Consider the following 12,266-nt stretch of genomic DNA (forward strand, 5'->3'; position numbering starts at 1 on the left):
GACAAATTTCACTAATTGTCTAGCTAGTTCGTCACCGTTTTTATCGTAGGCAACCATGATGATTTCATCTGTTTTCTTGATTTTCTTATCTGCTGCGTAGAAGCTGAATTCGCCGTCTTTCATTGCTGCGCCTTTGAATTCGGTTCCGTTTTGGAACATGGAGATTTTAGCTACATCGCCAGAGTATGCTCCGGTGATATATTTGTCGCCACTTACTGTGAAATCATTCGCTGTTAGCGAACCGCTATGTGCTGGTTGTTCTTGTGTTACTACTGTACTTGCTGAAGACGTTTTCCCATTTTTTGTAACAGTTGCTGTCACTGTCGATCCGTAGGCTTGTTTTGGAATCGTAACCGTATAAGCTCCGTTCGCTGCTACTGTTCCGCTTGCTAGTTGGGTAGTACCATTTTTGATGACAACGGTTCCGCCTGGTTCCCCTGTTCCAGTTACACTTGTTTGTTCTGATGTGATGCCATTAATCGTTGTTTTTGCAATAGCTTGGCCTGCTGTTACGGTTGTAAACGCACTCGCTGTTTTGCCGCTTTTTGAAGCTGTTGCTGTTACGACTGTTCCTTCTGCTTGTTTTGGAATTGTGATGTTATATTTACCGTCTGATCCTACTGTTCCTGATCCGATTGTTGTTCCTGCTGTATTTTTGATGACAATCGCAGCGTTTGGCTCTGCTGTTCCTGTTGCTATTGTTGCATCAGCTGTTAGCGAATTGATTGTTGTCGCGTCAATACCATCACGTACAACGGTTGTGCTTGCATTCGATGTTTTACCATTAGCAGTAGCCGTCGCTGTAATAACTGCTCCTTCTACTTGTTTGGCAATCGTTAAGCTGTAAATTCCGTCAGAACCTACGCGACCTGTTGCAAGTTGTTTGCCATCTTGGTCTTTTACAACGATTGTTGCATTTGGTTCTGCTAGTCCTGATACAGATGTTGATTCTGTCGTAAGTGTGTTAATGGTTGTTTGATCAATGCCATCACGTACCACGATTGTTGATGCGGTAGATGTAAATTCTGCTAAAGAAGCTGTTGCCGTGATAACTGTTCCTTCTGCTTGTTTGGCAATCACCAAGCTGTAAATTCCATCAGAACCTACGCGGCCTGTTGCGAGTTGCTTACCATCTTGATCACTTACAACAAGTGTTGCGTTAGGCTCTGCTGTTCCTGTTGCTGTTGTTGATTCTGTTGTCACCTTGTTAATTGTTGTATCAATAATTTCACCACGAATAACTGTTGTTTGCGCAGTTGATGTTTTACCATTTGATGTTGCTGTCGCTGTTACAGTTGTTCCAGCTACTTGCTTAGGAATGGTGATGCTATATTTGCCATCTGATCCAACACGACCAGCTCCAAGTACATCGCCCGCATTATTTTTGATTTCAATAGCTGCGTTAGGTTCTGCTGTTCCTTCTGCTATCGTCGATTTTGTTGTTAAAGCTGAAATTGTTGTTTGTGCAAGGTCACCTTGTGTAACTGTTGTTATCGCTGAAGATGTTGCCGCTCCTTTTGTTGCCGTTGCTGTTACTCGTGTGCCCACGTCTTGTTGTGAAATGGTAATGCTGTATTTGCCATCTGATCCTACTTTTCCAGAACCGATAACTTCACCATTTGCTCTAATTTCAATAGCTGCATCCGGTTCCGCTGTTCCTGTTGCTGTTGTTGAATCTGTTGTTAGAGATGCAATCGTTGTTTGTGCAATTGATACTTGTTTTACTGTCGTTGTTGCTGAAGAATTAATACCGTTAGAAGTAGCGGTTGCTGTTACATTCGTCCCTACTGCTTGTTTCGGAATAATAACGCTGTAGTAACCATCTGATCCTACTTTCCCTGTCCCTATAGTGGCTCCTGCAGCATTCTTGATAACGATTGTTGCGTTTGGCTCTGCTACACCAGTTGCGATTGTTGAATCTGTTGTAAGTTCCTCAATGGTAGTTTGTGCGATATTCGTTAATGTATAGCTACCACCGAAAAGTTTCGCTGTTGTTTTACTTACGAATTGTGCTTGGAATTGCTCGCTATTTGAAGTTAGTTTCTTTTGACTCAAGTTGCCTTTTGCCCATCCTGATAAGTCAAAAGTTGCTGTTGTGAAGTTGTTGTAGTTATGCGTTGGTAATTCATTGTTGATTAAACCTGAATCCCATGTTGATAATCCTTTATCGGAATTAATATTGATGTTTGTTGAATTTCCTGCATAGTTGGCAAAAACAGAACCAACAGAGTTCGTATTTGTAATGGCAAAATTCGAACCGTTCTCAAATACTAATTTACCGCCTGTTTGCACTGTTCCTTGTTTACCTGTTGAAGTCGCAACAAAATCCGCGCCAGTTTGAACCGTCAAGTTACCGCTTGTAATGGAAATACCTTCTTCAATCAAATCTCCTGCGCTAGCTTTGAATTTAGCTCCTGTTTTAACGATCATGTTACCGCCTGAACCTGCTGTATAGATTGCTTGTCTATTTGTAGAAGTTAAGTCCATATTTCCTGCTACAGAGATTTGAGTGTTGTTATAATGACCATAAACAGCAATCTCTTTCGAATTTACTTTCAAATCCGAGTTTGCTTCTTGTGTTAAACTGCCGTACAAACGAATAGCAGGGCATGAAGACGTAGATGAGAAATCAACTTTTGCACCGTTTTTAATAATGAAGGTTGTTCCTTGATAGACTTCTTCTAATGTCGCGCTTGCTGTAATGTTTCCTTCTAATACTGTTGTACCGTAAGCGTTATACACAAATTGTTTACCGCTAGAATTTACATCTTTATACGTAACTTCTACACCCTTATGTTCTGACCAGAATAACGGATAAATATTTTGATTCGTTATTGTTAAATCTTCCACGCGATTGACTGAATCTGCTTTGGCAATTCCTATTTTGGCAAAGTTCATATCAATAGTGTGTCCATTACCGTATAAATTCTTTTGCGTTGTGAAGTTGAAGCTTGCCGTTACTTTGAAATCCGCTGTTAATTTAATATCTGTTACATTTGTATTTAATAACGCTGCCTTGAATTCTGCAAACGTTGCTACCTCTGTTGCATTAGCAGGCGCTACCTTTAACGCTGCGTTTTTAAGTGCAGCTTCACTTGCAAATACGTTAACTGGTAATGTGCTTAGTAATGAGCTCCCAACCAATACGGTTGCTAAAACGATTGTTCCACTTTTTCTGATGATATTTTTTTTCGTTGACATTAATAAATGTCCTCCTCTTGTTTAAATTAGTATTATTGTATAGTTATGCAACTATATTTTCGATTGAATTCATTTATTAATCCATACTTAAATGAATTTATCGAACTATTATCAAAAGCTGTTATTACCACTTTTAATGATTTCTTATATTTTATCGTGTGTAATCTCCTTCCATTTACCATTGTAGTATAATTAAAAACTATGCAATTCCATATTTCTAGAGTTTATCTATGTATTTTGTGAACATTTTTTACACGCCAAAAAAAAAAGAGATTTCAAGTTTTGATTTTAGTGACAGAAACAGTATTGAATGTAACGTTCCGATCTAGGTATTGCTCTTAAACTGGAGGGTGAGGAAGCTATCACTAGTAAATGTACGATTAATTCACCTCCGTTTACGCACAGATTGATCAAATTTTTAAAAATTAATCCGTGACTGTTGACGTTGTAGCCCACAGTCTGGCTATAGTATAAAAAAACAGCTAACTTTTTTTATTTATTTTACTAAAAACCCGATTCTGCGGTAGAATCGGGCCAAATAAATTATTTTAAATCATCTAGTTCGCGATAGGCTTCCATGTATTTTCCGCTATCAGCGACCTCTGCATGATACAACGCCTTCAATGCAAAACTTTTCTCTAAATCATGTTCCACCATCAATTGCTTCAGTTTCTGCTGTAAACGCACATCTTCTCTCACTAGTTGTTTCATCTGTGATTTTATATATCTCATTTCTCCACCTCCAATTAAAAAGCGCCCACCTAAAATAAGTAAGCGCCTTTCGAATTACAGAAAAAATCAAAGCTTCTTCACAAACTCCGATTTTAATTTCATTGGTCCAAAACCATCAATTTTGCAGTCGATATCGTGATCGCCGTCGACTAAACGAATGTTTTTTACTTTTGTTCCAATTTTGACCACGGATGAACTTCCTTTTACTTTCAAGTCCTTTATTACCGTGATAGAATCGCCATCTGTTAAAACATTCCCGTTAGAATCGCGGACAACCTTCGCGTCATCACTTGCTTCAGCCGCCTCAGCAGACCACTCGTGACCACATTCTGGACAAATAAATAGACCGCGATCTTCGTACGTGTATTCTGAATTACATTCTGGGCATTTTGGCAAATCAGCCATATTTTAGTTCCTCCATTTCGATTTTATACTTCTATTATAGTACAAAATCGTGAGGAACTCCATGCCGCGGCGATTTCTTTCTTCAACCCGTTCAAAAATAATATCGCAAGTTGGCTAATTCGATGTCGTACGTCATTCAAAAAACGCCGCGTCTGGCATTCCATCATCTACTCTTTAATCGATCTAAAAAAGGGCTGGGACAACCTAATCCTTATTTTCTATTCATTCTGAACCAGCCTGCAAGAAGTAAGGCGCCCATCATCATAAACAAGATCGACTCTGATTGGTTATCACCTGTTTCTGGAAGTTTAGTATCTTTTGAAGGCGTCATTGGTCGTTTACTTGGATGAGCCACTTTATTATCTTTTTTATGGTCCTCTTTGTGCTCGACTGGTGGCAATTTTGTAGGTGTTTTTTGATTGGCGAATTGTAGTTGAATCGCTGTTGGTTTACCTGCCGCCTCTGCTGTAACTGTAAACGGAATCGGTGTAGCCTTTTTCTCATAACCGCTTGGTGCCTTGGTTTCTATGAAGTAGTAATCACCTGGTGCTAGCTCGCCTACTTTTATTTCGCCTTCTGAATCGGAGGTGAGATTCGTTGCAATCACTTGTTTTTTGTCGTCGAGTAAATCGAATGTCGCGCCTGCTAGCGGATTCGCGAAATCATCCGTTTTCGTTAGGACAACAGAGCCTTGATAATTGATGAAATCGCCGAGCTGAACGACTTCTGGCGCTCCTAACAAATCACGCTTAATTGTAAAATTCATCGGCGCTGTATTTAGAATATAACCATGTGGCGCCTCCATTTCAATGAGTTGATATGCACCAGGATGGAGGTTAGCCAACGTGACACCACCATCTTCTCCCGAAATTATGTCCGTTTGTAGCGTTTCTCCAGTCGTCCGATTGATGAGCTTAAATTTCGCGTCTGCCAAACCGTGATGCGTTTCATCCGTTTTGCGAAACTCGATTTTACCTTGATAATTCGTAATATGACCTGTATCCATCAAATCCGGATTCCCTGGGTACGTATCTAAAATCGTAAAATAAATCGGATTGGTGTTGATAATATAGCCGTGCGGCGCTTTCGTTTCGACAATTTTGTAGTAGCCTGGTGCCAAATCGCCGTAATCCACGCGACCATCGGAGGCTGCAACTGGCTTCCCAACCACTTTTCCATCGATATCATAAATCGTAAATTCAGCGCCCGCCAAGACCTCTTCGTCCTCACCTTGCTTCACCAATGCCACTTTCCCTTTAAAATTCGTAAAATTACCTAAGTCTACTGTGGTAGGCACGTCCGGCGCTGATTCTGGAATCTCGAATGCGATCGGATAGCTATTCAAAATGTAACCCGTCGGCGCCTTTACTTCGACTAATGTGTACTGACCCGGCGCAATATCTGTCGCAGCAACGAGCCCATCCTCACCTGTCACTATCGTCTTCACTGTGTCGCTATCCTCGTTCCGCAGCTCGAATACCGCACCTGACAAGGGCTCATTATCACTATTTACTTTTCGCAATTCAAAACGACCTTGGTAATCCGTGAATGTTTTTTGAACCGCCTCTAGTTTTCCGTGTGCTTTATCTGCAATCGTGAATGCCACTGGCGTCGTGTTCACCAAATATCCAGTCGGTGCGCTCACCTCTACAAATTGGTACGTCCCTGGCGCTAAATCGCGTGCATGGATTTCCCCAGCCTCATTCGTTACTAAATTCTCTCGTACAGTTACACCATTTTCGTCCACCACTTTGAAAACCGCTCCCGCTAGTAAATCGCCGCCATCATTCTTTTTCACGAGCGTCGCGCTACCTTGATAGTTCGTAAAATTAGCTAATGTTTTCACCGCTGGCTTTCCGTCCACTGCAGTAGCAATCACAAACTCGAGTGACTTCGTATTTAACGTGTAACCCGTTGGCGCCTTCGTTTCCATAACTGTGTATACACCTGGTGCTAAACCTGTCGCGCTCACCTGACCAGACTCGTCCGATTTCAGTATCTGAAGCACCGTTCCCGACTGACCTTTCAACTCAAACTCAGCTCCAGCAAGCGCCCGACCAGTCTCGTCCTGCTTCATAAACGCGATACTACCTTGATAATTCACAAAAGGACCTACCGTCACATCCGCAATTTGTCCATTACTATCTTCTGCGACGACAAACGGAACCGGTTCTGAATTAATGATAAACCCTTGCGGCGCATCCGTTTCAATCATTCGATAATTCGCCGGGAGTAAACCATCAATAACAAGTTTGCCATCAGTGCCCGTTTTGAAAGTCTCATCCGAACGAATATCCAACCAGTCCGTCCCAACTTGCCATTGTAGCTTGAACACCGCTCCCGACAAGGCTTGGCCCGCCTCATCCTGCTTCACAAGCGTCACCTTATTCGGCGTATTGACAATTTCTTGCACAATATCCGCTCGGCTCGTCGCCCTAGAAATCGTCACCTTCTTGCCCTGCGCGAGCTCATCCGAAACTGTGTATCCCGCCGGTGCCTTCACTTCTTTTAAAACATATGTCCCATATGGCAAATTACCAAACGTCAGTTTACCATTTTCATCCACTTCGCCATCACGCATTACGACACGATTATTTTTGTCCAAAAGTTGGAACTCGGCGTCACGCAACACCTGACCATTTCCATCGACCTTTTGGAAAGAAATACTGCCCTTCGTTCCAACCGCGGTACCGCCGCCGTCAGAAACAACAACATCAAGTTCGGTACCGTCCCCGCCAGTTACTTCCTCCTTATGATTCCCAGTGATTTTGACATTGTTAGAAACCTTATCTCGGCTCCCCGTCATGAGCACCATCGTGCGATACTGAATCACATAAGCCGCATCGATTTCACCGATAAAACGCACCTTCAGCTCCTGTTGCCCCGTCTCATTATCCGTCGTGAGCCCCACCGTATAATCCTCATCACGAATAAGCGTTTCGTGCGGATTCACACTCAGCGTCCCATCCACACTCACCATCGTGCCATGCACCACAAGCGAATCCAGATCAATCGTCTGATTCGTCGATGGGCGATCCGTCACAACAACATCATCCATCTGCGAAAGACTCGGATTCACCGTAACCGACCAGTTCACAAACCCGTCATCATCCTGCTCCCCAGATTTCAGCGCGAGCTTACCGCCATGCTTCACCGACACATCCGCACTGAGCGTCCGATCCGGATACGAATCATTTTTGAAAACCGCGTCATTCTTATAATTCGCCGAAACCAGTTGCCCTTTCACACTCGTTTCAAATTCCACTAAATACTGCGCAACCTTCCCGTCCGGAAAGTTCACCGTCAACGTCTCCTGATTACGCTTCGACGGCTCATTAATCACAAAATCCGAATGATCCTCAATCTCCGCACCCTTCACAATCGAACCGTCTGGATTCACCGAATAATGATAAATTTTGACAGAGTTCGGTACATATTGCTGATTCCCTAAAATCGGGTCCACAATCTTAGCATTATCAAGCGGTTTACCATCATAATTAATCCCAATCGTCCAAGTAATCAGACCAGACCTCGCGTTATACGACCCCTGTTTAAAACCATTATATTTCGTCGGATTATTCGGGTTAAAAACAACCTCATCATCACTCGTATGCGGTTTATCAAACTCATCTAACCAAGTTCCTGTCACACTATTTTTAAACGTCCCCGTTTTCGAACCATGCCAACTCGCATTCGTATCAAATACCGTGTCATACGAAATCTTAAACTGATGCTTCGTCTCCGCCTTATAATCATTCAAAAAAGCAATCTTAAAAATATTAGCCTGCTGATCGTATACAAATTCATAATCCGTACCCTCGACCAACGCACGATCCCCGTCCACATCGTAAACCTTTAGCGATTCTGGAAGCAGCTTCAGACCATTACTCAATGTATCAGTAAGCTCCCAATTCTTCATCACATAATGATTTTTATTGACATCAATCGTCCAAGAAGCCCTCTTATTTTCATAATCTACCGAAGCAAGTTTTTTAACGAGATTTTGTTGATATAATGTACCCGAAGAACCACCAGTCTGCCCTGTATCTATGTCCACCCGATTCGAAACATTTATATTTTCATCTACCGTACCAGAAATCCCTGTTTTATATTTAATTTTCACTGCACTATCCACATCATGCAAAAAGCGGATTTCAAAACCAGTTGCGGTTTTCACAAGCTCATAATCTACACCCACAACAAGCAGCGCACCTTGTATCTCTCTTCCATCTTGGTCAAAAGTAACGGTATGCAATTTCGCCGAAGTATCGATCAAAATCATTCTATCTGAGCCAAAAGTATCCTTGATCACCGCATCCTTTTGCGCAATATGTTTTTCACCATAATTATATTTAACCGTCCATTCAAAGGTTTGCTTATCCGAATCATAGTTAGTGGAAGACTTCGTGAGTATTTTGCCATATGACGCATCCACAGTAGCAGACGCCGTCAAACCTTCCGGATCATCATCGCTCGACAGAGTCGCTTTATTTTTAAACGAAACTGTGCCACCATCCAGTGATTTTTGATCCTCATTAATCAATGTATTGTATATCAAGCGATACGCATGATTAATCGGATCTGTGAATGTCACGTTCCCATCCTGATCCACCACATATCCCGTCGTAACCAACTTCTCACTTTCCGCCACAACATTCCCGTGCAAATCAACATCCACCTGATAAACCTGCACAGACTCGTACGTCAAACCTTCCGGAAACGCCTCTGTCACATGCGCATTCAGCAGCTTATCAAGACTTTTATTCACATCCACATGCCAGATCACCCGATTCGGATTCTGCACCTTATCAAAATGACCACCCTTATCAATTGTCGATCCCGGCTTTGGCTTAATCATAACCTCTGTCGACGGCAAATTCACTTCATCTGGAATCTTAATAATCATATCGCCCGGCCCATCAATCCCATTCTCATTGAACCCTGCGTTAAAGTTAAGCGTTCCTCTAACCTCGGAACTCCCCTTCACCGCATCTGTAAACGTGATCGTCACCGTTCCATCCATATTCACCTTTGCCGATCCATACTCATCTAAATTAATGATCATATTTTTAGAAATTTTTATGTTATCTGGTAACTTAAACGTATAAAAATCCCCTTCGTTCACTAGCGCGCCAACATCATCCGGAATTTTCCAATCAAATGAAAATAGAATAGAATCCTCCACAGTCGGCTCTGTCACAACATTCCCGTCCGGATCTTTATACGTTACAACCATATCAGCTAAAATCGAGCGCTCCTTCTCCGGATAACCGAGCGTAGCAAAAATACCCTTCAGATCTTGCGGTCCTTCCTTTACAAGCGGCGCCACCAAAGTAGCATTAGATTTTTCCGGAACTTTCCGCCCCACTTCCGGCCTCGTCATCTCTTTCGAAATCGTCCTTATTCCATCCGAAAAAGTCACCGTTCCCGTTTTTGCGTCTCCCAGTAATTCACCATTTAATTGAAAATTAAAAATAGTATCTACCTGAGCTGGAATCAAAAAACTAATCGTATTATTTTTCACATCGTAATTCCCGATAATCTTCTGTTCCCCATCCAAAACCACACGATTCTCAAATGCTGAAACAAGCACATTTTCAGAAACCTTGATCGTCCCAAGTATCTCCTTATCCGAGTGATTCACTACACGTCCGCCGAGTTTATATGTACCCGCTCCATTTGTGTCATTATTCACAACAGTGTTCAATAGCGTAACGCCGTCTACCTCTTTTGTATCTTCAGTTGTCTGTGCCGTAACCAATTGCGGTAAAATCATTTGCAGTATCAAAAGAAGCGCCGCGAAAAGACTAAATACCCTTTTCATCATCGTTCTCCCTCCAATGAAACAATCTTTCCTAAAACACATGACCAAGCTTAATCAATAATACCTCAACCCGCATGAACAAAGAAAACATTGCACCTCATATTCACAATATCGCAAGTGTACACTGAAACCTTCTTAAAAACTAGAGGTAAATCACAAAATGATGATTTAGTAACATTTTTTAATCATATATAACTTTTATTGAATTTCTGTCACATTTTCGCCACATTTAGCCGTTTATCTATCAAAAAAACCTATTGTATCCGCTTTCTTTAAAATTATTTTTCACTAAATTAGGTATTTGGAATCAGTTTGAAAAATCGGTTTTTGGTAAGGAATAAAATTACTTTTTACAAATAATTCTGTCTGGCACTTAACAAATCGCGGCAATACATTTATAATGGGACATAGTAACTGAAAACTCCTAATCAGAAAGAGAGTGGTAATATGGGCCGCAAATGGGCAAATATTAAAGAAAAGAAAGCATCAAAAGACGCAAATAACAGTCGTATTTACGCAAAATTCGGGGTTGAAATCTACGTAGCCGCCAAACAAGGCGATCCAGATCCCCATTCCAACCAAAAACTCCGCTTCGTTATTGAACGCGCCAAAACATACAATGTTCCAAAACACATCATTGACCGCGCCATCGAGAAAGCCAAAGGTACCGGCGACGAGAACTACTCCGAATTGCGTTACGAAGGCTTTGGCCCCAATGGCTCGATGGTTATTGTGGATGCCTTAACAAACAACGTAAACCGCACCGCAGCAGATGTGCGCTCAGCGTACAGTAAAAACGGTGGCAATATGGGAGTAAGTGGCTCCGTTGCTTACATGTTTGATAATACCGCCGTATTCGGCATTGCCGATAAAGACGCCGACGAGCTACTTGAAACATTGATGGAAGCAGATGTGGACGTTCGCGATGTGGTGGATGAAGATGGCCAAGCGATTGTCTACGCAGAACCAGAAGATTTCCATAGCGTACAAGAAGTATTGAAAGCCGCTGGTATTGAAGAGTTCACCGTGGCCGAAATCGAAATGATTGCACAAAATGAAGTGGCACTTGAAGAAGACGATTTAGCGAAGTTCGAGAAAATGCTAGATGCGTTGGAAGACTTGGAAGATGTGCAAAAAGTGTATCATAATGTGGATTTGGGAGAATAATCTCTGAAAACATAAGTAAGCGCTATGTCTCGATAGAAAGACATAGCGTCTATTTATTTCTATAACCATTCATATAGAGTTGTTTTTGAATAACATTTAATGTAGAATAGAGTTTAACAAGTAAATGTTATGAGTAGTTGGCTAAATCCTTGCAAGATTGCGTGGTGATGCCTATGATTGTTTGTCCCTTCATTCGATTCGATATGAGTGGAGGTGATAATGTGGACGTTGGTACGGCAATAGAGTTAATGCTTCTGTTTGGAATGTACACCCTTGCCTTGTTAACTTACATGAAAAATAATCGAAAAAAATAAACTACTCTTTGGCATGGAAGGCTGTTGAGTAATTTATCTTTACAAAAATGGCCAATCATTCTTAATGTGACCTTGTTAGGAGAGTTATGTAACTAGCATAGCTCTCTTTTCAATATCATTATACCAATACATCATTCCTTTTGCAACACTAAAATCTATTCCATTCAAATTGAATCTCTAATTCTTTTGCAATTCCAACCCCTTACGATCAATTTGAATCCAATACTCAACAATCTTCCCATTCCTCACCAAATAAACAGCGCTGGCAATCTCGATCGTTTCTTTTCCATCAATCGTCTTCCCTGTTTGACGCCACCTAACATAAACTTTTGCACCATCCGCCAATACCTCCTGTACTTCTAACAGGAAATCACCATACAAATCCTTCATTTCTTGCACGTGATTCGAATAGTCTTGCGGTGAACGCGTGACACTATATTCATTTTCAGCCTGCACTTGATGCGCGATGACCATTTCTGCCATAAACTCCGACGCACGCTCTATTTCTTTTCCAGAACGTACAATCTTGAAAAATTCGCTTACAATCTCTTTTTCACTTTTTACCATCGTAAAACTCCTCTCACATATTGGATTTTGTATCGATTATAGCATATACTTTCGAA

Annotated in this window: 7 protein-coding genes; 2 read left to right on the forward strand and 5 right to left on the reverse strand. The window is 41.6% G+C overall.

The window, feature by feature from the left end; genetic code table 11:
- From PGRAN_RS06465 to PGRAN_RS06480, 4 genes are all read right to left on the reverse strand, one after another.
- On the reverse strand, window positions 1-3,201 hold a 3,201-nt coding region (locus tag PGRAN_RS06465), incomplete at its 3' end, for an Ig-like domain-containing protein (protein WP_036066008.1).
- A gap of 543 nt (window positions 3,202-3,744) precedes the next feature.
- Complete coding sequence (locus tag PGRAN_RS06470) at window positions 3,745-3,933, reverse strand: hypothetical protein (protein WP_036066009.1); 189 nt, start codon at window positions 3,931-3,933, stop codon at window positions 3,745-3,747.
- Window positions 3,934-3,999: 66 nt separating this feature from the next.
- A complete protein-coding gene (locus tag PGRAN_RS06475; protein WP_036066010.1) occupies window positions 4,000-4,338 on the reverse strand; it encodes a zinc ribbon domain-containing protein YjdM in 339 nt (112 codons plus the stop codon).
- Between the two features lie 211 nt (window positions 4,339-4,549).
- Window positions 4,550-10,165: a SpaA isopeptide-forming pilin-related protein gene (locus PGRAN_RS06480; protein ID WP_051998454.1), complete on the reverse strand. Its 5,616-nt coding sequence runs from the start codon at window positions 10,163-10,165 to the stop codon at window positions 4,550-4,552.
- 444 nt (window positions 10,166-10,609) lie between these two features.
- Here PGRAN_RS06480 and PGRAN_RS06485 point away from each other — a divergent pair, with 444 nt between their 5' ends.
- Together PGRAN_RS06485 and PGRAN_RS17490 are read left to right on the forward strand one after the other, a co-directional pair.
- On the forward strand, window positions 10,610-11,329 hold the full coding sequence (locus PGRAN_RS06485) for a YebC/PmpR family DNA-binding transcriptional regulator (protein ID WP_036066012.1): 720 nt from the start codon (window positions 10,610-10,612) through the stop codon (window positions 11,327-11,329).
- Window positions 11,330-11,532: 203 nt separating this feature from the next.
- On the forward strand, window positions 11,533-11,643 hold the full coding sequence (locus tag PGRAN_RS17490) for a putative holin-like toxin (RefSeq protein WP_277619712.1): 111 nt from the start codon (window positions 11,533-11,535) through the stop codon (window positions 11,641-11,643).
- Window positions 11,644-11,820: 177 nt separating this feature from the next.
- Here the strand turns inward: PGRAN_RS17490 and PGRAN_RS06490 are convergent, their stop codons facing one another.
- Window positions 11,821-12,210 (reverse strand): ester cyclase, encoded by a 390-nt coding sequence (locus tag PGRAN_RS06490; RefSeq protein WP_036066013.1) that lies wholly within the window; start codon window positions 12,208-12,210, stop codon window positions 11,821-11,823.
- Window positions 12,211-12,266 lie beyond the last annotated feature (56 nt).

The sequence above is a fragment of the Listeria grandensis FSL F6-0971 genome (genome assembly GCF_000525835.1).
GTDB classification, from domain to species: domain Bacteria; phylum Bacillota; class Bacilli; order Lactobacillales; family Listeriaceae; genus Listeria_A; species Listeria_A grandensis.